At 68.9% G+C, this 21,085-nt stretch carries 22 protein-coding genes; 14 read left to right on the forward strand and 8 right to left on the reverse strand.

Annotation, left to right across the window (positions count from 1 at the left end; all coding sequences use genetic code 11):
• Positions 1 to 6 precede the first annotated feature (6 nt).
• A complete protein-coding gene (gene purH / locus V3W47_RS17685; protein WP_331826554.1) occupies positions 7 to 1,548 on the forward strand; it encodes a bifunctional phosphoribosylaminoimidazolecarboxamide formyltransferase/IMP cyclohydrolase in 1,542 nt (513 codons plus the stop codon).
• Between the two features lie 183 nt (positions 1,549 to 1,731).
• Positions 1,732 to 2,592: a bifunctional 5,10-methylenetetrahydrofolate dehydrogenase/5,10-methenyltetrahydrofolate cyclohydrolase gene (locus V3W47_RS17690; RefSeq protein ID WP_331826555.1), complete on the forward strand. Its 861-nt coding sequence runs from the start codon at positions 1,732 to 1,734 to the stop codon at positions 2,590 to 2,592.
• A gap of 72 nt (positions 2,593 to 2,664) precedes the next feature.
• On the opposite strand, the gene V3W47_RS17695 is transcribed toward V3W47_RS17690, so the two are convergent.
• The gene (locus V3W47_RS17695; RefSeq protein WP_331826556.1) at positions 2,665 to 3,999 is read right to left on the reverse strand and encodes a glycosyltransferase family 2 protein; all 1,335 of its coding nucleotides are present in this window, start codon (positions 3,997 to 3,999) and stop codon (positions 2,665 to 2,667) included.
• A gap of 104 nt (positions 4,000 to 4,103) precedes the next feature.
• Positions 4,104 to 5,105 (reverse strand): ADP-ribosylglycohydrolase family protein, encoded by a 1,002-nt coding sequence (locus tag V3W47_RS17700; protein WP_331826557.1) that lies wholly within the window; start codon positions 5,103 to 5,105, stop codon positions 4,104 to 4,106.
• A gap of 105 nt (positions 5,106 to 5,210) precedes the next feature.
• Here V3W47_RS17700 and V3W47_RS17705 point away from each other — a divergent pair, with 105 nt between their 5' ends.
• The 6 genes from V3W47_RS17705 (at position 5,211) to vapC (ending at position 10,164) form a co-directional block, all read left to right on the forward strand.
• Positions 5,211 to 5,936 carry an AzlC family ABC transporter permease gene (locus tag V3W47_RS17705; RefSeq protein WP_331826558.1) on the forward strand — a complete coding sequence of 242 codons (726 nt, stop codon included), beginning with the start codon at positions 5,211 to 5,213 and terminating at the stop codon, positions 5,934 to 5,936.
• Complete coding sequence (locus V3W47_RS17710; protein ID WP_331826559.1) at positions 5,933 to 6,229, forward strand: AzlD domain-containing protein; 297 nt, start codon at positions 5,933 to 5,935, stop codon at positions 6,227 to 6,229. The genes V3W47_RS17705 and V3W47_RS17710 overlap by 4 nt, the downstream gene beginning before the upstream one ends.
• A 190-nt stretch (positions 6,230 to 6,419) precedes the next feature.
• On the forward strand, positions 6,420 to 8,063 hold the full coding sequence (locus tag V3W47_RS17715; RefSeq protein WP_331826560.1) for a PASTA domain-containing protein: 1,644 nt from the start codon (positions 6,420 to 6,422) through the stop codon (positions 8,061 to 8,063).
• Between the two features lie 275 nt (positions 8,064 to 8,338).
• Positions 8,339 to 9,472 (forward strand): cysteine desulfurase family protein, encoded by a 1,134-nt coding sequence (locus V3W47_RS17720; RefSeq protein WP_331826561.1) that lies wholly within the window; start codon positions 8,339 to 8,341, stop codon positions 9,470 to 9,472.
• Between the two features lie 50 nt (positions 9,473 to 9,522).
• On the forward strand, positions 9,523 to 9,762 hold the full coding sequence (locus tag V3W47_RS17725) for an antitoxin (RefSeq protein ID WP_331826562.1): 240 nt from the start codon (positions 9,523 to 9,525) through the stop codon (positions 9,760 to 9,762).
• Positions 9,763 to 10,164, forward strand: a complete 402-nt coding sequence (vapC, locus tag V3W47_RS17730) for a type II toxin-antitoxin system tRNA(fMet)-specific endonuclease VapC (protein WP_331826563.1) — start codon at positions 9,763 to 9,765, stop codon at positions 10,162 to 10,164. It begins immediately after the preceding gene.
• A 3-nt stretch (positions 10,165 to 10,167) separates the two neighbouring features.
• On the opposite strand, the gene lysA is transcribed toward vapC, so the two are convergent.
• Positions 10,168 to 11,319, reverse strand: a complete 1,152-nt coding sequence (gene lysA / locus V3W47_RS17735) for a diaminopimelate decarboxylase (protein ID WP_331826564.1) — start codon at positions 11,317 to 11,319, stop codon at positions 10,168 to 10,170.
• Between the two features lie 73 nt (positions 11,320 to 11,392).
• Between lysA and V3W47_RS17740 the strand changes: the two genes are divergently transcribed.
• The 4 genes from V3W47_RS17740 (at position 11,393) to mnmA (ending at position 14,518) form a co-directional block, all read left to right on the forward strand.
• Positions 11,393 to 12,133 (forward strand): hypothetical protein, encoded by a 741-nt coding sequence (locus tag V3W47_RS17740; protein WP_331826565.1) that lies wholly within the window; start codon positions 11,393 to 11,395, stop codon positions 12,131 to 12,133.
• Between the two features lie 44 nt (positions 12,134 to 12,177).
• Positions 12,178 to 12,636, forward strand: a complete 459-nt coding sequence (locus V3W47_RS17745; protein ID WP_331826566.1) for a MarR family winged helix-turn-helix transcriptional regulator — start codon at positions 12,178 to 12,180, stop codon at positions 12,634 to 12,636.
• Position 12,637: 1 nt separating this feature from the next.
• Complete coding sequence (locus tag V3W47_RS17750) at positions 12,638 to 13,144, forward strand: DUF2306 domain-containing protein (RefSeq protein ID WP_331826567.1); 507 nt, start codon at positions 12,638 to 12,640, stop codon at positions 13,142 to 13,144.
• Between the two features lie 243 nt (positions 13,145 to 13,387).
• Complete coding sequence (gene mnmA, locus V3W47_RS17755) at positions 13,388 to 14,518, forward strand: tRNA 2-thiouridine(34) synthase MnmA (protein ID WP_331826568.1); 1,131 nt, start codon at positions 13,388 to 13,390, stop codon at positions 14,516 to 14,518.
• A gap of 6 nt (positions 14,519 to 14,524) precedes the next feature.
• On the opposite strand, the gene V3W47_RS17760 is transcribed toward mnmA, so the two are convergent.
• The 4 genes from V3W47_RS17760 to V3W47_RS17775 are packed head-to-tail and all read right to left on the reverse strand — an operon-like array spanning position 14,525 to position 17,480.
• On the reverse strand, positions 14,525 to 14,977 hold the full coding sequence (locus V3W47_RS17760) for a methyltransferase family protein (RefSeq protein WP_331826569.1): 453 nt from the start codon (positions 14,975 to 14,977) through the stop codon (positions 14,525 to 14,527).
• Positions 14,967 to 15,857 carry an NAD(P)-dependent oxidoreductase gene (locus V3W47_RS17765; protein ID WP_331826570.1) on the reverse strand — a complete coding sequence of 297 codons (891 nt, stop codon included), beginning with the start codon at positions 15,855 to 15,857 and terminating at the stop codon, positions 14,967 to 14,969. The genes V3W47_RS17760 and V3W47_RS17765 overlap by 11 nt, the downstream gene beginning before the upstream one ends.
• Complete coding sequence (locus tag V3W47_RS17770) at positions 15,838 to 16,425, reverse strand: GNAT family N-acetyltransferase (RefSeq protein ID WP_331826571.1); 588 nt, start codon at positions 16,423 to 16,425, stop codon at positions 15,838 to 15,840. The genes V3W47_RS17765 and V3W47_RS17770 overlap by 20 nt, the downstream gene beginning before the upstream one ends.
• A gap of 5 nt (positions 16,426 to 16,430) precedes the next feature.
• On the reverse strand, positions 16,431 to 17,480 hold the full coding sequence (locus V3W47_RS17775; RefSeq protein ID WP_331826572.1) for a 3'(2'),5'-bisphosphate nucleotidase CysQ: 1,050 nt from the start codon (positions 17,478 to 17,480) through the stop codon (positions 16,431 to 16,433).
• Between the two features lie 162 nt (positions 17,481 to 17,642).
• On the opposite strand from V3W47_RS17775, the gene V3W47_RS17780 reads away from it, so the two are divergent.
• Positions 17,643 to 18,371: a hypothetical protein gene (locus tag V3W47_RS17780; protein WP_331826573.1), complete on the forward strand. Its 729-nt coding sequence runs from the start codon at positions 17,643 to 17,645 to the stop codon at positions 18,369 to 18,371.
• A 156-nt stretch (positions 18,372 to 18,527) separates the two neighbouring features.
• Positions 18,528 to 19,166, forward strand: coding sequence for a hypothetical protein (locus tag V3W47_RS17785; RefSeq protein WP_331826574.1), 639 nt, complete (start codon positions 18,528 to 18,530; stop codon positions 19,164 to 19,166).
• Between the two features lie 392 nt (positions 19,167 to 19,558).
• Here V3W47_RS17785 and V3W47_RS17790 read toward each other — a convergent pair whose 3' ends face one another.
• Entirely contained in the window at positions 19,559 to 20,452 is an 894-nt protein-coding gene (locus tag V3W47_RS17790; protein ID WP_331826575.1) for a hypothetical protein, read from the reverse strand.
• Positions 20,453 to 21,085 lie beyond the last annotated feature (633 nt).

The following is a 21,085-nucleotide window of genomic DNA, read 5'->3' on the forward strand; positions in this document are numbered from 1 at the left end:
TAGGGCATGGCAAGACGGGCGCTGATCTCGGTGAGCGACAAGACGGGCGTGGAGGACTTCGCGCGGGCGCTGGTGGAGCGCGGCTGGGAGGTGCTGAGCACGGGCGGCACCCTTGCCACCCTGCACGCGGCGGGCGTGCCCGCAACGGCGGTGAGCGACGTGACGGGCTTCCCCGAGATTCTGGATGGGCGGGTTAAGACGCTCCACCCGAGCGTCCACGGCGGCATCCTCGCCCGGCGGGAGGCGGGGCACCTCGCTGAACTCGCCGCGCACGGCATCGGGACCATCGACCTCGTGTGCGTGAACCTCTACCCCTTCCGGGAGACGGTGGCGCGCGGGGCCGCGTTCGAGGAGGCCGTCGAGAACATCGACATCGGCGGCCCGGCGATGATCCGCGCGGCGGCGAAGAACCACGCGGGCGTCTTGGTCCTCGTGGACCCCGCCGACTATTCCCTCGCCCTACAGGATGAGGTCCCGGAGACCGACCGCCGCCGCCTCGCCGCGAAGGCCTACCGCCACACCTCGGAGTACGACGCGGCGATCACGGCCTATCTGGAGGGCACGGACGGGACGGAGGCGCTGCCCGAACGTCTCACCCTCAACCTCTCGCGGGTGGCGAGCGTGCGCTACGGCGAGAATCCCCACCAGCCGGGAGCGGTGTACCGGGTCGGGAACGAGCGCGGCCCGGTGCTCGACGCCCGCGTGGTCGCCGGAAAGCCCATGAGCTTCAACAACTACGCGGATGCGGACGCGGCCTGGGCGCTCGCCTCGGAACTGGCGGTGCAGGAGGACCAGCCCGCCGGGACGCGCGCCGTCTGCGTGGCCGTCAAGCACGCCAACCCCTGCGGCGTGGCCGTGGCGGACACGGTGCGGGCCGCCTGGGAGCAGGCCCGCGACGCCGACACCCTCAGCGTCTTCGGCGGCGTGGTCGCGGTGAGTCGCCCGGTGGACCTCGTGGCGGCCCAGGCGATGCGCGGCACCTTCCTCGAAGTCCTGATCGCCCCCGAGGTCAGCCCTGAGGCGGTGGAGTGGTTCGCCGCCAAGAAACCCGACCTGCGCGTCCTCGTCGCCGCGCCGGACGCGAATCCCGGCCCGCTGGACGTGCGTCCCCTCGCCGGGGGTTTCGCCGTCCAGCAGCGCGACACCCGCCCCTGGGACGACCTGTGCCCGGAGGTCGTGACGACCCGCGAGCCGACGGAGCAGGAGTGGCTCGACCTGCGCTTCGCCTGGGCCGTCGTGAAGCACGCGCGCTCCAACGCGGTGGTCCTCGCCCGGAACGGCGTGACGGTCGGCCTCGGTGCCGGGGCGGTGAGCCGCATCTGGGCCGCCGAGCGGGCGGTGGCGAACGCGGGCGAGCGGGCACGCGGCGCGGTCCTCGCCTCCGAGGCGTTCTTCCCCTTCGACGACGTGGTGCGTCTCGCGGCGGGGGCGGGCGTGACCGCCGTGCTGCAACCGGGCGGGGCCAAACGCGACCCCGAAGTGATCGCCGCCGCCAACGACCTCGGCGTGAGCATGGTGTTCACGGGGTCGCGGCACTTCCGGCATTGAGGGGAGCGGTCAGCCCTTAGCCGTCAGCGGTCAGCCCAGAGCTTTAAGCCAGAGGTGTTTGGTATTTGTTTTTAGCCCCTCCCCCTTGAGGGGGGAGGTTGGGAGGGGGTGAACGAGCCTGGCGTCCCCAAAAGTTAGCCTGTCTCCCGCCTCTTTCCACGACACTAACCCTCAAAGGACCCCATGACCGACCACCAATCCCACCCTCTCCTCGGCAAGCCGCTGGCAGACGAGGTGACGCGCGGCGTGCGGGCGGCCCTCGCCGGGTGGAGCTTTCAGCCGCATCTCGTGAGCGTCCTCGCCTCCGACGACCCGGCCTCGCGCGTGTACGTGGAGAGCAAGGCGCGGCGGGCCGGTCGCCTCGGCGTGCGCTTCACGGGGCGCGACCTGGGGCCGCAGGCGACGCAGGAGGACCTGCACGCGGCCCTGCGCGACCTCTCCGCGCAGGAGGACGTTCACGGCGTCATGCTGGAACTCCCGCTCGCGCCCGGCCTGGATGCCGACGCGGCGCTGCTCCACCTCGCCCCGCGCAAGGACGTGGAGGGCCTGACGCCCGCCAACCTCGCCCTCATCGCGGCGGGCCGGGAGCCGGAGGCGCTGTTGCCGCCCACCCCCCGGAGCGTGCGCTTCCTGCTGCGGCAGGCGCTGGGCGACGATCTGCGCGGACGCCGGATCGCCGTGATCGGGCCGGGGCGCACTGTGGGCCGCCCGCTGACCTTCATGCTCAACAACCGGGGCGTGACCGTCACCCTCTGCAACGAACACACCCGCGACCTCGGGGACGTTCTGGCGGGGCAGGATGGAGTGGTCGTCGCCGTGGGTCGCGCTGGGCTGCTCCGCCCCGAACATGTCCGGCCCCATCACATCGTCATCGACGCGGGCATCAACGTCACGGCGGGCGGGGTGGTCGGCGACGCCCTGCCGGACCTGCCCGTTCGTGCCCAGACGCCCGTGCCGGGGGGCGTCGGTCCCCTCACGAGCGCGTTGATGTATCAGAACCTCGTGCGGGCGGTGCGGCTCCAGCGCGGCGAGCCGGTGGAGTAGGCGTCAGGTCCGCCTTGATCCAGGACGGAGGGGACGCCATCCGCGTAGCGTCCCCTCCCTCCCCACCCACCCTCAGTCGCCCGAGGTCAGGTTCCCCGTTCCCTCGCGGCGGGCCGGGCCGGGGTCCGGCTCTACGGGGGCGCGGTCGTCGTGGCGGACGCTCTTGTACCACGCGCGTCGCCCGGTGAAGTGGTTGTAGTAGGCGCGGGGCATGCTCAGGAACAGGGCGGCGCTGTAGACCGGCAGGCTGAGGAGGGTGTACGGCACCGCCCACCAGCCCAGGCCCCGCTCGGCGCGGTAGCGTAGCGCCCAGTTGAGCTGGATGCCCAGCGGCAGCACCGTCAGGACCACGCCCACCCAGCCGGGCAGCGCGAGGCCCTCCCAGCCGAAGAGGCGGCGCAGCGGGTGGCTCAGGATGCTCAGCAGCAGCAGGGGATTGAGCCACGGCACGAGGATGAAGTACGAGAAGTCCAGCCGCGTGACCGGGTGGACGGGCCGCCGCCACAGCCGGGGCAGGTAGGCCAGACACTGCATCGCCCCCTGCGTCCAGCGCGTCCGCTGCCGCACGAAGGGGGACAGCTCCACCATCCCCTGCTGGCTCACGTGCGCCGTCAGCAGGGCGATGCGGTGCGAGGGGTCGTGCAGCCGCACCTCGGCGGCGCTGGCGAAGTCCTCCAGCAGCACGTCCGGCCAGGGCTGCACCCCGCGCGCCAGTTGATCGGCCACGTAGCTCGCGCGCATGCACTGGCCGTTGCCCGTCAGCGACACCGCGCCGCCGAGCGCCCGCAGCCGCTGGATATGGCCGACGATGAAGGTCTCCAAATCCTGCTGGAAGAGCAGCATCCGCGCCCACAGGCCGCGCCGCCCGGCGGGAGCGCCCGTCTGCCGGAAGCGCATCCAGCCCTGCGCCGCCATCACGCGCGGGTCGGCGAAGGCCCCGCGCACCTGCGGCGCGAAGTCCGGCCCCACCCGCCCGTCGGCGTCGAGGACCACGAAGACCTCATGGCTCAAGTCGCTGCCCTTCAGGGGGGAGTCGCCGATCAGCCGGGCGACCGCCCAGTTCATCGCCCGGCCCTTGTTCTGCCGGGCCTCCGGGAACTCCCGGCGCAGCAGCGTGATGTTCGGGTCACGCCCGGCGGCGCGGGCCACGAGGCGGTCGGTGCCGTCGTCGGAGGCGTCGTCGATCACCACGATGCGGGCGTCCGGCACGGTATCGCGCAGGTTGTCCAGGGTCGCGGCGATCACCGCCGATTCGTTCAGGGCGGGAATCAGGAACGTCAGGTGAACGCCCGAGGCTGCCGTGGGCGGCTTCGGGCGCGGCTGGAGGGCGCTGAGGACGTGCTGCACCGCGTACAGCGAGAAGAGCAGCAGCCCGATCACGTCCACCACAGAGAGAAGGTTCGTCAAGATTCACCCCGGCGGGGCCTCCCCCTGGAAGCCCGCATAACTCCCCCACTATGCATGCCGGAGGGCCGGAAGACTACCCATGTGTCCCCGTTGGGCTGGACAGCTCAGGCGGGCGGGCGGTGCCGTGCCCCCGCGACCACCGCCGGAAAGTGCGTGACGCACGCCCAATGCCGCTCCCAGCCCGGCCACGTGTGCCCCAGCCGCAGGGGTGGGAGCAGGTGATCGGGGAGGCTCAGGCCGCGCGCCCCAACAATGGCCCCCACCACGCAGGCCACCGTGTCGCTGTCGTCGCCACGCAGGACGACGGGTTCCACGCAGGCGAGCCAGTCCGTCCCGCGCGCGTGGGCGACCGACGCCTCCAGCGTGTCCAGCACGAAGCCGCTCTGCGAGGTGACATGCCCCTCCAGCCCGGAGCGGACGCGGGCGCGCACCCCGGCGCGGGCGGCGCGGTCCCGCTCCTTGAAGGCGGCGTGGGCCTCACGGGTGTCCAAGCCGAGGAGTTCGGCATCCCGTAGCGTGGCGAGGGCGTCCAGCCCGTCCATTACCCGCAACGCCGCCTCCGCCGCGTCTCGGTAGGCCGCTCCCGTATCCAGCGCCTCCAGAAAGGCCGTCAGGAACACCGAGGCGTGAACGCAGCGCGGGTCCGCGTGGGTGAGGGCCGTCACCGCCGCCGACTCGCGGGCCAGCGCCCCCGTCGTGAGGCCCGCAACCCATACGGCGGCCACGCGCATAAGTCCGCCGTTGCCCGCGCTCTCGAAGCCGCTCGCCGTCCAGGCCCGCGCGCCCCCGTCGAGCGAATCGAAGTGCAGGGCCGAGCGGGTGAGGCTGCCCACGTCGGGCGGCCCGGCGTCCAGCCATGCATGCAGGGCGAGCCGCACCCCTTCCAGCCCGCCGCCCCGCGCGTAGCCCAGCAGGGTCGCCACGGTCATCTGGCTGTCGTCGGTGCCCTCGCCGGGCGCGAAGCCGAAGACGCTGCCGGGCTGGTACTCGGTGAAGGTCTCGCCGTAGCGGGCGCGAATGGCCTCCGGCGTCTTGAACTCCGTCGCCGCCCCCAGCGCGTCGGCGGCGGTCAGGGACAGGAGGGTGTGGAGGTGGGGGTCGGTCACGCCCGTCATTCTTGCAGCCACGGGAAGGACCAGGGGTCGAAGACACACAGGGCGGAGTGGACGTGAGCAGGACGCGCCCCTTCTTCACCCGCTAGCCTCGGCGGCATGGTGACGGCCTCCCCTCCCTCCCCCTTCTGGCCCGCGTTCGGGCGCGGCTTCCGCGCGCTGCTGCCGCTGTGGCTCGGCATGGTTCCCTTTGGGGTCGCCTACGCCATCACGGCGCGGGCGGCGGGGTTGAGCGTGTGGGAGACCCAACTCCTCAGCCTGACCGTCTTCGCGGGGGCCTCGCAGTTCGCGGCGGCGGGGCTGTTCGGGGCGGGGGCGTCCGGGTGGGGCATCGTGGCGACCACCTTCCTGCTCAACGCGCGGCATGTGCTGTACGGCCTGAGTCTCGCGCGGCAGGTGCGCCTCACGCGGGGGGAACGCCTCGTCGCCGCGCAGTTCCTCACCGACGAGGCGTACGGGGTGGCGGTGGTGAGCGGGCCGCGTGAGCCGGGGGGCCTCTCGTTCGGCTTCCTGCTCGGCGCGGAACTCAGCCTGTATGCCGTATGGAACGCCGCCACCCTCGCCGGGGCGCTCGCGGGTGCCGTGCTGCCCGACCCCGCCGCGCTCGGCGTGGGAGTCGTCTTCCCGCTCGCCTTCCTCGGCCTGCTCGTGCCGGTGCTCACCGACCGTCCCGCCGTGGCGGTCGCGCTGCTCTCCGGGCTGGGGGCGTGGGGCCTGTCGCGCGTGCTGCCGGGCGGACTCGTCGTGCTGCTCGCCGGGGTGGGCGGGGCGCTCCTCGGCGCGGTGCTCGTGACCCGGCGGGGTGGGGCGGGGGAGGGCGCGTGAGCATCCCCGTCGTCATCCTCCTGATGTGGGCGGTCACGTACCCGGCGCGGCTCCTCGGCCTGAGCCTGGGTCGCCTGCGCCTGCCGCCCTTCTGGCTCGCCTTCCTGCGCTTCGTGCCCGTAAGCGTGTTCGCCGCCCTCATCGTCCCCGACGTGCTGGGGAGTCCCGAGTGGCCCCGCCGCCTCGTCGGCTGCGTGGTCGGAGGGCTGCTGATGTGGCGCACCCGGAATCTGGCGCTGGGGATTCTGGGAGGCTTCGGGGCGTACTGGGTGGCGCGGGGGGTTGGGCTGTAACTTCCTTCTGCCGAAGGTTGGGGGGAGTTGACGATTTCGTTTTTTGGGAGGCCAGGCCCGTTCACCCCCTCCCAGCCTCCCCCCTCAAGGGGGAGGGGCTGAAAAGCATCTGCTCATGCTCGAAGCTGACCGCTGACCGCTGACCGCTCCTCCCCACCTCCTCACCCGCCCGCGCTATGCTGGGCGGCGCATGACGGCGCAGGCAGGGGTCATTGACGGCAAGTACGAGGTCGTGCGCGAACTCGCGCGGGAGGGCAACCTCACCCTCAGCGAGGTGCGCGCGGGCGAGGGCGTGACCCGGCGGCTGGCATGGTTCGACATCGCCTCGCCCGCCGACCGTCAGGGCTTCCACGCCTACCGCACGGCCCTGCGCGCGATCAGCCCGGCGGGACTGACGGACGTGGTGACGCGGCCCGGCGCGTACTACGCGGTGTGGCAGCCCGTGGCGGGCATGCCCCTCGCCGAATTTGCCGCCCAGCCCCGCAAGCAGGAGGAGACGCTGGAGGCGGTGCGCGCCCTCGCCGACCAGCTCGCCGAACACCGCTACGCCCTGCCCGACGCGGACGTGGTGGTGGACGGGCGAGAGGTCCGCGTCGCCTACCTGCGGCCCGCGCCCCCGGAGCGCACCGCCGAGGAGGCCGCCCGCCTGAACGCCTCGGCGCTCGCGGGTCTGAACGGCGGACGGGTGCGGCGCAGGCGGCAGCCGGGGGCGTGGCTCACCTTCATTCCGGGGCTGCTGCTGCTGGGCGGTGCCGGGTATCTGGGGGCGCAGGCGGCGCAGATTTACCTCAACCCGCCCGTGCGCGACGTGGTGGCCGTGACGGGAAAGGGAGCGCAGGCCGCCGCCGAGAGCCTGACCCGCGCGGGCTTCCGGGTGGAGTACGCCCTCGGCGACGCGAGCAACGTGCCCATCGGGGCCGTCATCCGGCAGGACCCCGCCGGGGGCACCCGCCTCCCCGTGGGTCGCCTCGTCACGTTGACGGTGAACAACCCCCCCAGCCTCGTCGTGCCGCGTCTGGAGGAACTCACCGTGGCGCAGGCCCGCGCGGCGCTGCGGGACACGGCCCTGACGCTAGGGCAGGTCGTCCGGGTGGACGGCACGTTGACCCGCACCCCGGAGGGCCGCATCGTCGCGCAGGTGCCGGAGGCGGGATCGAACCTGCAACGCGGCCAGCCCGTGCAGATCATGGTCTCCACCGGGGTTCGGGGGCAGGACACCTGGATCGCCGACCTGACCGGCCTGAGCTACGACGCCGCCCGCGAGCACGCCCGCGCCGCCGGGCTGGTCGTGAACCGGGTCGTCGAGCGGGCCAGCGACGCCCCGGAGGACACCGTGCTGGAGCAGACGCCCGCCCCCTACGTGCGCGTCCGGGTGGGCAGCCCCGTCACCCTGACGGTCGCCACCACCCGCTACACCACGCCGAGCCGCCCGGCGGACGACCTGCCCCTTCCGCCCCCCGTCACCCCCACCACGCCGCCCGCCACCCCCGAGGCCGTGCCGGACCCCGTGCCCGACACGCCTACGACCCAGCCCCTCTCGCCCGAGCAGATTCCCGCCACTCCGCTCACGACGCCGGAGGGCACTGCGACCGATCCCGCCGCCGCCGAGGGTGCCCGCACCGTGGACTTCCGCTACGTCTTTCCCAGCGACCTGCCCGCCGGGTCGTACACGATCTCCGTGCGCGACGCGGGCGGCGAGCGCGAAATCCTCGCCGCCACCGACAGCACGCAGCTCGCGGGCGCGACCGCCGAGCAGCGCGGTATCTCGGTCACGGGCGACGTGGTGTTCGTGATCCGGCAAAACGGGGTGGAGTACACGACGGTCACGCCGTAGGGGGTGTGGGGTGTGGGGTGTGGGGTGTGGGGTGTGGGAGGGGCGGGGGCAGTTGGAGGATTCGCCTTCTCGGGTGCCAGGCCTGTTCACCCCCTCCCGGCCTCCCCCCTCAAGGGGGAGGAGCTAAAAGCTCAAGCCCTAGCTTCTTTTCTCCCTCTCCCCTCGTGGGTGACTCGCAGAGCTGCGAAGCAGAGGGCCGGGGTGAGGGGGCGACGTGACCACCCCCACTGCCCAACTCCCTTCCCCTACACCCCCCAACCTACCTCCCACCTCCCATGATCTACCTCGATTACGCCGCCACCCATCCCATAACACGCGAGGCGCTGGACGCCTACGCCCTGGCCGCCGCCCTGCCCGGCAACCCGGCCTCCGTCCACGCGGCGGGGCAGGCCGCCCGCGAGCGGCTGGAGGAGGGCCGCGCCCGCGTCGCCACCGCCCTGGGGGTGGACCCGCGCACCCTGACGGCCAACGGGGGCGGCACGGAGGGGGACAACCACGTTCTGCTCGGTGTGGCGCAGGCGTGGACGGAGGCCCACAGCCGGCCCGGCCACCTCGTCACCACGCCCACCGAGCACTCGGCGGTCCTCGCGCCCGCCCGCTGGCTGGCGGCCCACGGCTGGGACGTGACCTTCCTGACGCCGGACGCGCACGGGCGTTACCACCCCGACCAACTCGCCGAGGTGCTGCGCGACGACACCGCCCTTGTGTCCATCCACCATGCGAACAACGAGATCGGCACGGTGCAGGACACCGCCGCGCTCGCCGCCGTGGCCGCCGCGCGGGGCGTGCCCTCCCACACCGACGCGGTGCAGGCACCCGGCGTGCTGCCGCTCGACCTGAACGGCTGGGGCGTCACTTACGCGACCTTCAGCGCCCACAAGTGGGGCGGGCCGCGCGGGGTTGGTTTCCTGTACGTGCGGCGCGGGGCCACACTGCCCCCCATCACCCACGGCGGCGGGCAGGAGGGCGGTCTTCGTCCCGGCACACAGAACACGGCGGGCGTCTACGCGGCAGGGGTGGCCCTCACCCAAGCGGAGGCGGAGCGGGAGGCGACCTTCGCCCACCTCGGCGCGATGCGGCGGCGGTTTCTGGAGCGGGTCTCGGCCATCCCCGGTCTGCGCGTGAACCACCCGCCGGACGCCAGCCCGAAGGTCGCCTCCGTGACCCTGTCCGGTGCGGACGGGGAGGCGCTGCTGATGAACCTCGACCTGCTGGGCGTGTGCGCGAGCGCCGGAAGCGCATGCGCCGCCGGGACGATGCAGCCCAGCCACGTCCTCACCGCCCTCGGCCTGAGCGAGCCTGATGCGCGGGCCACCCTCCGCTTCAGCTTCGGGCGGGCGACCACGGCAGGAGAGGTGGACGCCGCCGCCGACGCGCTGGGGCAGGCGGCGGCGTGGAGCCGGGGTTAGGAGCTGGATGGTCTAGACCATACGGGCTAGACTCGGGGTCGGGAGAAACCATGACGACTGCGAAACTGTTTCGCAATGGCCGCAGTCAGGCCGTGCGCCTGCCCAAAGCCTTTCAATTCGAGGGCCAGGAGGTCTTACTCAAGCGCGTGGGGAACGGCGTGCTGCTGCTGCCGCACTCGCCGGAGGGACAGCGGGAGTTCTGGACCCGCTGGTACGAGGAGTTGCCCGAACTGGAAAGACCCCTCGAGCGCAATCAGCCGCCCGTGCAGGAACGCGACTGGGACCTGTAGATGGCGTTGCAGTTCCTGCTGGACACCAATATCTGTATCTACATCATGAATCGGCGACCGCCGCAGGTCGCCCAACGCTTCGTGCAGCATCCGCCAGATGCCGTCGGCCTGTCCAGCCTGACTCTCGCGGAGTTGAGCTACGGCGTCGGGAAGAGTCGGTCGGACCGAAACCGGGTGGTGCTGGAGGGATTTGTGCAGCCGCTCGAAGTCGTCCCTTTTGGACCGGAGGCCGCGTGGTGTTGCGGTGAGGTCAGGAGTGTGCTGGAGCAGCAGGGCACACCTATCGGCGCGCTCGACACGCTGATTGCCGCGCACGCGCTGGCCCTCGATTTGACGCTCGTCACGCACAATACCCGCGAGTTCGGGCGTGTGGAGGGATTGAGGGTGGAGAACTGGTTCTGAGGGTCAGAACTTCGCCGCTCCCACCTCCGCCGCCCACACGTCCTCCGGTCTCTCCCGCCGCCGGATGGGCCGCCACTCGCCCCCCTCCCACAGCGCCTCGGCAGGGCGGGAACGGGTGAGGTAGGTGCCGCTCATCGCCGCTCCGTAGGCCCCCGCGTCCCCCACCGCGAGGAGGTCGCCGGGGGTCGGCGCGGGCAGCGTCACGTCCCGCGCGAGGAGGTCGCCGCTCTCGCAGGCGGGTCCGGCCACGTCCCAGACCTCCGCCCGCTCACCGTTCCACAGCGCGGTGACGGGATGCTCGGCCCCGTACAGCATGGGCCGCAGCAGCTCGGTCATGCCCGCATCCACGAGGAGGAAATTCCGGCCCGTGCGCTTCGTGCCCACCACCCGCGTCAGGAGGGTGCCCGCCCGCGCCACGAGATACCGCCCCGGTTCCACCCACAGCCGCGCCCCGAATACGTCCGCCGCCGCCCGCGCCGCCCGCGCGATGCCGGGGAGGTCGGCGTCCAGCCCCCAGCCGCCGCCCACGTCCAGCACCTCCACCTCTCCCGTGTGGGCGCGCAAGTCCGCGAGCCGGGCGAAGGCGGCCCCGAAGTCCCCCGCGTCCCGAATCGCGGAGCCGATGTGGACGTGCAGCCCGAGCGCGTGGTGTCCGCCCTCCCGCAGCGCCCGCAGCACGCCCGTCGCCTGCGCGAGCGTCACCCCGAACTTGCTGCCCGCCGCCCCCGTGGCGAGGTGGTCGTGGGTGCTGACCTCCAGCGCCGGATTCACCCGCACGAGCGCCCGCGAGCCGGGGGGCAGCAGGCCCACCTCCTCCTCCCGGTCCACCACGAAGGTCGCCCCCAGCCGCCCGCCCGCCGCGTACTCCTCCCGTGACTTGGCGGGGCCGTTCACGATGAGGTCGTCGCCCCACGCCCCCACATGCTCGGCCCGCGCGATTTCCCCGGCGCTCACGCACTCGAAGCCCACGCCCGCCACACGCAGCCGCGAGAGCAGCGTGAGGTTCGGGTTCGCCTTCATCGCGTAGAACGCCCGCGCGTCCCCGAACGCCCCGCGCACGCGGGCGAGGGCGGCGTCCATCTCGGCGGCGTCGTACACGTACAGCGGCGTGCCGAAGCGGTCGGCGGCGGCGTGGAGGCTGGCGCGGGGAATCACGCGGGACAGTCTAGGGGCGGGTCAGGCCATCCGGCTCATGTGCGGCAGCGGGGCGGGGGCGCACACTGCCCCCATGCGCCTCTCCGTCCACCCCGTCCTGCGCGAGTTGCGCGCCCTGTACGACGTGGAGGGCGTCATGGCGCGTTTCCGCGCCTACGTGAGCCTGATCCATAGTGGGCCGGAGTTCCTGCCGCTCGGTGCCTTCAGCCCGATGGGGAAGAGGCAGGCTGAATATCTGGACGCGCTCATTTCTTTGGACGCCGAGGGCATCGCCGCCCAAGCGTGTGAGGACATGGTGCGACGGCTGCACACCTCTCCCGACTGTTTGCGCCTCCTCCTCGTCGTGGTGGACGAACCGCGCAACGGCTGGACGCAACGCTGGCTCACGGACGCCGAGTGGCGCTTTCAGGGGAAATACGACGGACTGCCCCAGGACCGCCCCGCCGTGGGGTTCGACCGCTGGGTGACGGTGCAATTGTGGACGGATAGCCCCGTGTCGTTCCAGGCCGTCTTCTCGGAGGTCTGCGGCTCGGTCGTGCGGGCACTCCGACAGCGACGCCTCGGCCTCCCCATCACGCTCCGGGACCATCTGACGCAGGAGGGGGAGGCGGCCCGGTTCGCGGGTGAGCACATTCATATCAACGCCGAGGAACTGGCCTATACCCGCGAGGTCCTGTGCCCCCACCTGGACAGCACCCACTGGCCGACCATCTTCGCGGCCCTCTACGGCGACGAGGCCGCCCGCGCTGTCGGCTTCCCACCCCTCGGCCTGAGCCACCGCGCGGGGTTCGCCCTTGCGTTGGATGGAGCGTAACTACCTCCTTGTTTGTTCCTACCCTAACTGTTAGGATACAAACTATGGAGCGAGACGAGACGGCGGCGTGGGTCTGCACCGCCCTCATGCGGCTGGGGACGAGCATGACGGCGGAGTTCGACCGCCAGTTCCAGGCGGACGGGCTGACGCAGGCCCAGTTCCGCACCCTGCTCGCCGTTCACGAGCTGGACGGGGGAGAGGGGGTCACGCCGTCGGCGCTGGCCGACCACCTGCTGCTGGAGCGGCCCAGCGTCACGGGCATCGTGGCCCGGCTGGTGGAGCGCGGGTGGCTGGTGCGCCGCCCCGGCGAGAACCGCCGCAGCCACCGCCTGAGCCTCAGCGCGGCGGGTGGGGCGCGGCTGGGGGGCACGGGTCCGGCGGCCACGCGGCTGGCCGTCCACACGCTCGCGGGCCTGAGCGACGCGGAGTTGCGGGGCCTGCGCCGCAGCCTGGAACTCGTGGAGGCGCGGCTCCGGCAGTACGTCCCGCCCGAGGAGGACTAGCATGAACCCACACGACCTGATGCTCGGCGTTCACGTTCTGGCGGGAGCGGGCGGTTTTCTCCTCGGCCTCGCCGCCCTGCTGCTGCCCAAGTTCGGCCCCCGCGCCGTGTGGCACCGCCGGGTAGGCCGCGTCTACGCCGTGTGCATGCTGCTGATGGCCGTCCTCTCGGTGCCGCTGGCCTGGCAGGGGGGCAGCGTGCTGCTGCTCGTGATCGGGCTGCTCACGCTCGGCTGGGTGGGCGTCGGCTGGTGGGCGATCTGGAGGATGCGGGCGGCGCGGCGGGCCGGAAACGCGGGGCGGGCGGCGGGCTGGTTGCAAACCCACGTGACCATGATGGGATCGTCGTACATCGGCGCGTGGACCGCCTTCCTCGTCAACGTGGAGCCGCTGGGTCAGGGCGGGGTCGCCTTCTGGCTCTACGCGCTGGGGCCGACCGTGCTGGGCACCGTCCTCATCGCCCGCAGCAACAGCCGCCTTCAGGGGCAGAGGGTAGCGCGGGCGGTGTGAGCTACAAACAGGCTCGGGAACATCAGAATTGTCATGTTGAGCGTCAGCGAGGCATCTCGAAACAAGCTGGATGAGACCCTTCGCTTTGCTCAGGGTGACAAGCGTTCTTTGTTCAGATGTGTTGAACGTCGGTCTCTCCTGCTCACGGCTTCCGGCCCGCTGGCCGCTGGAAGCTGGCGGCTGGCCGCTTCCCCACCGCCCTCACGGTCCTTCCCCCCTCCCGCCTGCTAGGCTCTGCGCCGTATGACGGGTGAGCGCGTTCTGTGTGCGATGTCGGGCGGCGTGGATTCCAGCGTCTCGGCGGCGCTCCTGAAGGACGCGGGCTATCAGGTCGTCGGCGCGATGATGCGCTTCTGGCCCGACGACAAGCGCGTGGACACCTTCGACACCTGCTGCTCGCCCGACGCCGCCTACGAGGCCCGCCGGGTGGCCGAACAGGTCGGCGTGCCCTTCTATCTGCTGGACTACCGCGAGCAATTCCAGCGCCACATCGCCCTGCCCTTCATCGAGGAATACGCGCGGGGCCGCACACCCAACCCTTGCGTGAACTGCAACACGAAGGTCAAGTTCGACGAACTCGTGAAGAAGGCGAAGATGCTGGGCTGCCGCTATGTGGCGACCGGCCACTACGTCAAGCGGGTCGAGAACGGACGCGGCGAGGTCGAGTTCTGGCGGGGCGACGACCCCCGCAAGGACCAGACGTACTTCCTGTGGGGCACGCCGAAGGGGGCGTTGCCGTACATCCTCTTTCCGGTGGGCGAGCTGGAGAAACCCCGCGTCCGCGAGATCGCCGAGGCGCGCGGCCTCGTCACCGCCCGCAAGCCGGAGAGCCAGAACATCTGCTTCGTGCCCGGCAAGGTGCAGGACTACGTGGCCGAGCAGTTGCCGCAGAGTCAGGGCCTCATCCGCGAGATCAAGACCGGCGAGGTCGTCGGCGAACACTTGGGCACCCAGTTCTACACGCTGGGGCAGAAGAAGGGCCTCGGCCTGTACCAGTCGCACCGCGTCCGCCACGTCGTCCACCTCGACCCGGAGACAAACACGGTCTGGGTCGGCGATTACGAGGATTGCTTGTGGCCGGGGCTGCGGGCCGAGGCGGCGAACTACCTCCTCGACCTCGCCGAGTTGCCGCGTGAGGTGGAGGTGCAGGTGCGCTACCGCACGAAGCCGGTGAAGGCTACGGTCATTCGCGCCGATGAATCCGGCTTCGAGCTGCGCTTCGAGGAACCCCAGTTCGCCGTCGCGCCGGGTCAGAGCGCGGTGTTGTACGCCGGGCCGAGGCTGCTGGGGGGCGGGTTGATTGCGGACCATCGGCGGGAGTTGCCCATGATTCAAGCTCCGGCGCAGAAGCGGTCCACGGTCAGCCTGTCCTGACGCCCCTCAACGCCAGCGCGGCAGGAAGCGACCCGTGCGCGCTCGGTAGGCGGCGTAGGTCGGATATGTGCGGGTCAGGGCGTCCTCCTCGCGGGCGGCCTTGACGTTCAACACCACAGCAAGGAGGGCGGTTCCCAGTGCAGAAAGCCGCCCGCCGCGCGCCACCGTCCAACCGAGGCTCGCCAGCAGCAGGCCCGTGTAGAGCGGGTGACGGACGGCGCGGTAGGGTCCACGCTCCACCAGCACGCCGCCGGGCACCGGGTCGGGCAGCGGGGTCAGTTGCCGACCCAGAGAGCGGGCACTCCACACGGCGAGGAGGAGTCCGGCGCGGCCCACCAGCGTGCCCGCCACCCGCACGGTGCGAGGGCGTGGCCGGGTTCTGATTCCATCCGCGAGGATGAGCGCCAGCAGGCCCAGTTGCGCGGCCACCAGCAGTTGCCCGGCCTGTTCAGTACGCACGGCCTGGCTCCACCCGCCCCTCCGGTTCCCGCCCACCCACCAGCTCCGTGAGGAAAGCCTGCGTGTACTCAGCCCCGCGCGCGAAGAGGTCGGCGGTCGTGGAGGCGATGTGCGGCGTGATGACGACGTTGGGCCGGGACCACAGCGGATGATCCTCCGGCAGCGGCTCGGGGTCGGTCACGTCCAGGACCGCGCCGCCGAGATGGCCGGAATCCAGCGCGGCGAGGAGGTCGGCGGTGACGATCAGGTTGCCGCGCCCCTGGTTGCTGATCCATGCGCCGGGCTTCAGGCGGGCGAGCAGATCGGCATTCACGAGACCGCGCGTCTCCGGCGTGCTCGGCAGCAGGAGGACCACCCAGTCGGCCCCGGAGAGCGCCGCGTCGCGTTCGGCCTGCGGCGTGCGCGAGCGAATGCCCGTCACGCGCGCCCCGAACGGCGTCAGCATCTCCTCCAGAATCCGCCCGATGTGCCCGTAGCCCCAGATCACGACCTGCCTGCCGTCCAGCGTGCCGAGGTCGGTCGTCGGTGCCCAGCGTCCCTCATGCTGTGCGTCGCGGAAGCGGTGCTGGCCGCGCTCGGCGGCGAGCATTCCGGCGGCGGTGTGGACGGCGACCGCGCGGTCGTGCAGGCGGTGGGCGTTGTACAGGGCGACGCCTTCCGCCAATGCGCCCGCCACATGCTCGATGCCCGCCGTGAGGGTGAGGACCCACCCCAGGCCGGATCGCCGCAACAACTCGCCGCGCAGCTCGGCGGTGGCGAGCCACAGCACCAGCCCCTCGGCCTCACCCTCGGGGGCGTGGTCGCGGGAATAGAAGGCAAACTCCACGCCCTCCACCCGCAGCTCGCGGAAGTCGGGCAGATCAGGCACCAGCACGCGCACTTTGCCACTCTCCTCTCGTGATCTCCATGTGAACGTCGGTGCGGCCCGGCCCCTCGGTGCGGCCCACCTCGCGGAAGCCGCACGCCAGAAAGGCCCGCTGGGCGCGGCGGTTGTGCCCGAAGGTCGTCAGCCGGACGCGGGAGAGCGGTACGCGGCGGCCCCCCGCCTCCTCCCCCCCAAAGGCCCACAGCAGCAGGGCCATCACCGCCTCGCGCCCGTAGCCCTGGCCCCACAGCGTTCTCACGCCGATCATGACGCCCAGCGTGGCGACGGTCGGCGTGCTGGGGGGCGGGGGGCGCAGGTCGTACAGCTCCGCGCTGCCGATGAGGGTGCCGGTTTCACTCAGCACGCCGAAGCCCGCGCGCTCGCCCGTGTCCTCCTCCTCCAGCATGACCCGGCGGAAGAGCCATTCGGGGAGGCGGATGGGCTTGGCCGCGTTCCAGTCGGCGAGTTCGCGGTCGCGGAAGAAGCGATAGAGGGTGCCCCACTCGGCGGGGGTGAACTCCGGCACGGGCTTCAGGGTGACGCGGCCCCAGCGAATGCCTGTCTCTTGCGCCCCCACACCCATGCGCGTCAGTCTAGCCTCCCCGTTCCGGTTCCCGGTGACGGTTGACCGAGGGTACCCAGCGCCCGCGTCACGTCCCGCGTCAGGCGCTCGAGGTGAAAGGCGTCCCCCTCCGCCCGCTCCACCGTCCCGCCCTCACCCACCACGAGGAGCGCGAGGGTGCGCCCCCCCGCGTGCCGCACGAAGACGCCGGGATGCCCGACGAGGGCGGCGCGGTCCTCCTCCGCCAGCACCCCCCACGCGGGGTCCTCGCCCGTCAGGCCGAGGTGGGCGGTGGGCAGCTCTCGCGCCGCCAGTTCGCCCTCCAGCCAATCAATCGCGTCAGTTCGCCCCGCAAGCAACCCCTGCTCGATGTGGGGCCGGGTCAGGTTGTAGCGCACGGGCCGACCATCGCGCCGCCGCAGGTCGCCCCCCGCCGCCCGCACGAGGGCATGTCCCGCCGCGATGTCCCACTCGCTACGCGGACTCATCGTGAAGGTCACGTCCGCCTCGCCCGCCGCGATGCGCGCCAGCTTCAGGGCGATGGAACCGCTGGGCGACATGCCGGGCAGGTCGTGGCGGTGCAGCTCCCGCTTGTACTCCGTGTCCGACACGCTGACCACATATGCGGTCCGGCTGTTGAAGCCTGCCGCCTCCCCGTTCCTCGTCACTCCGACGCCGACCACCCCGGCGAAGAGTTCGTCGGTCGCGGGCGCGTACACCACCCCCAGGACGGGTTCACCACCGACCGCCAGGCCGATGCTGACGGCGAAGTCGGGACTGCCCGTCGTGAACTCCTTCGTGCCGTCGATGGGGTCCACGATCCACACGCGCTCCACACCCAGCCGCGCCGGGCTGTCGGCGGCCTCCTCGCTGAGCAGGCCGTCGTCCGGGAAGGCGGCGCGCAGCCCGGCCAGGATCAGGTCGGACGCCTCGCGGTCGGCGGCGGTCACGGGGTCGTCGGCGCTCGTCTTGTGTTCCACGCTCAGGCCGCGCCGCAGGTGGCCCCGCAGCAACTCGCCCGCCTCCAGCGCGAGCCGGGTGGCGACGTGGAGTTCGGGTGGGAGGGGGGCGGGCATGCGAGGAGGATAGAACGCGGCGGACCGCACCACTCCCGGTCCTGTCTGTGGCAATCTCCTGATGCACCAAGGGTTCCTCAATGTCGGCGGTTGATGACCAACAGATGCTCATCAGCCGCAGAACATAAGCTGAGCGCCATTCGAATCAAGGAGGAAAGAGTGTTGAGAAAACTTCTGCTTACCGGGACGCTGGCTCTCGGTCTCGTGGCCTGTGGTGGCGGTGGGAGTGGTGGCGAGACGCCCACGACCCCGACCACACCTACAACCCCTACAACGCCGGGCGACCCCTACCCCTACAACCCCGCTCCCAGCGCCGAGGAGTCGGCGGACGCCCGTGTGCCGTACCTCGGCGACTGGGCCTGGGTGGCGCAGTTGTCCGACGGGACCTCACGTCAGGGCGTCGTCAGGATCGACACTCGGGGGACGCCCACCGACACCGCAAAAAACGGCGGTGTCGGCAACGGCTACCTGTGCCAGAACGACGCCTGCACGACCGCCTACGGGGCCAGCTACGGGGTGATCAGCACCTTCGTCGTGAACGGTGCGGCGCGGCTGTCGGCGGTCTACGGTGATCCCAACAGCACGACGACACCCCGGTCTAACCAGCTCGCCATGCTCGACACCGACTCTGCCGTGAGCGCCAGCACGGACGGCAAAGCGGTCATCGCCGGGGCCGGCACGTGGATCGAGACGACCGGGGGGGCCGAGCAGGCGGCGAAGGTGGCCTTCGTGCAGGTGGATGCTGACCCGGCAGAGACGGCGGCGGAGTTGAACGTCACCCTGCCCGCCGCCTTCACCCAGGCAAGGGCGGCGGCGGCGGGCGTGACCAGCCAGCGGATCAACTCCGCCGCGCTCCGCGAGTTGCAGCGCATGGTGCCCAGCGTTCGGTGAGGCCGTGAGCGGTGGGACGGGAGCACCCAAGTCCGCTTCCGTGACCTCTTTCACGAAAAGAGACCCGGAGAGAGTTAGGCTCCTCAAACCGCGCTCGATTCCCATTTCACAGCGGCCCCACGACGACCGCCCCCCTCGCCCCGAAGGAGAGACGACGTGAAACATATCCTGATCGCTGGTGCCCTGATCCTCGGTCTCACGGCCTGTAATCGCGACGACACCACCACACCGACCCCCGTGGTCGAGGGGGCCTACAACCCCGATGCCTCGGCGACCGAAGATGCCGACAAGACGCGCGTTCCCTATGTCGGCGATTGGGTCTGGGCCGCGAAGTTGCCCGACAATTCCTACAAGTTGGGCACCCTGAGCATCACCACGCGCGGAGACGAGACAGACGAGGCGAAGAACGGTGGTCTCGGCACGAACGCCCTGTGCGCGGACGACACCTGCGCGACGCCCAGCGGCTCCGATTTCGGCCTGCTCCTCTCGGCGGTCTCGAACGGGGAGGCCCAACTCGTCGCCATCCTGGGCGAGTCCACCGGGAACGGCAACCGCCTCGTGATCACCGACAGCGACGATCGGGTTACGCTCAACGCCCAGGGCCGACCCACGGTCTCCGGTTCCGGCACCTGGCAAAACGCGCAGGTTGCCCGCGCCGCCTTCGTGCAGGTGGACGCGACGCCCGACGGCACGGTGTTGCCCGAGGCGTTCGTCCAGGCCCGCGCCGCCGCCGACGCGGTGACGCTCCAGCGGTTGTCCCTGCCGACCCTCGACCTCGACGCCATCTTGAAGTAATTTACGGCGTCCACGCGAAGCTCCGCCTGCCTTGATTCGTTGTAGCAGGCGGAGTTTTACTATTGCTCTTCTACGAAAGCTTTCTATTCTCGATGAGATACATACCTAAGCACTGATTTAAATACCGTTCTTAGCTTTGAAATGACGACCCTGAGCAGCAGAATTAAACCCAGTAAGCTCATCCATTCTACTATAGACCACTCATCATCATAATGAATTAGATAATTTAATATCCAGAAAGACAGGCAGCAGAATAATACTAAGTCCAATCCATCTCTCCACTTTGAACTACCCACATCCCTCCTCCTTTCTACACTGCCTAGTCACATAGTATATAAATATAAAGCACTATATTTTGTATACTATTTTTAAGCTTTCTGGCACTATTTATACTATTTTTTCCTGCATTCAGCGTATGAATTGTTGGCAGATGCCATTTTACCAGCTTTGACTGCGCTGTCCTTTAGTGTTCCAATGAAAGCTAGAGCACTTCCACCGATTGCACTATTGTCCTTCTCTTTTGCTGTCATTGAGGATTTTAGGGCAAGAGCGCCACCCACCACAAAAACCGTGCTGTCGTAGAAAGCGCTTTGAGCTGATATAAATGCATTCCAAAAAGGCATACAGTCCGGGTATGATACTGTGTACCCGTAACTGCCATACTTACCAGAATAACATGTTGTTACATCTTCTCCCCTAACAATTCTTGTTACGCAATAATCTACCCCTGCGCCTTTCTCATACGTGACCGTTTGAGGTTTGAGCATCGTTGATTGATTAGAGAGCGATCCTACGCTGGGACTAGTAAACAAGTTTCTGGTGCTCTGCAATGATGGATTCATGCCAAATGTTAGTGTTAAGGAGGCAGTTTGAAAAGTGCCATCCAAAGACTGAGTTGTGAGTTTGTTTTCAGAGTCAGAAGTAATACTTAGAGCAGCGGTGTTTGTATCTGGATCATAAACTACCGATCTAAATACGCCATTTGAATACTCCGTCTTATATAATCCGACTAGGCTGATGTATGATGTGATTTGTCGGAGTCTGTCGCTCACCTCTAAATAATTGGTAATTTTAATTTCTTGAATAAGAAGGTATAGCTCTGGATAGTTTATTAAGGGTACGTATATAATAGTAGTCCATCTTTCAAAATCGCCAGGACCACCCTCATACTTCTCTGTATAACGCGACGTACCAAGATCAATGGCTGATCCGACAGAACCTGCTATGCCTATAGCACTCAAAGATTTAGCTACCTTCGCATTGAAGATTACGCTCGGATATAGCATGGGGTGTAGCGTCTTCTGGTGAGCTAGCCAAGTCGTGAGTGGTAGAGAAGTAGGATTCAATGCCAACGCTTTGAACTCTGTATTCACCTCCGCATTTGTAGTAATATTGTGTTCATTGCTCCCGCTTTCCAATTTAATTTGGCCACACCCCGTCAGGATAAAAATCGCAGCGAAGCTCAGAGTCGTACCTCTGTTCATTCGACCCACTCCCCCTCAAAACTTGAGTACGATGGCTGTTTACACCGATAAAATATAATTGCTACATGGCGTTTCACCTCCACATAAAGAACACTGCGCGGGGCTATAATAAAAAGAGTGAGCGTCGCTTGGAAGAAAGTACACAATATGGATACAATAGGGGTGAACTGCGCAAACAATGTGTATGCACCGAAAAGTTCTGGGAGTTGTTTGAGAATATTAGCAAAGTTTGCTAAGAAAGTCGAGGGGTAAGGTAAGATTTTGGCCAGGAGTCGGTACCCAAAGCATTTGACGAAGAAAAGAGGTGTCACCCCTGACGGCCTGACAGATTTTATGAGGGCGAACGAAAAACGAGCTGCCAGCCGACTTCGAGCGTTGTTTGTAGTACAGTATGAGGGCGTTTTCGTCCGCTCAGTGGCTCAGGGTCAGGCTTAC

Source organism: Deinococcus sp. YIM 134068, from assembly GCF_036543075.1.
Classification (GTDB): Bacteria; Deinococcota; Deinococci; order Deinococcales; family Deinococcaceae; genus Deinococcus; species Deinococcus lichenicola.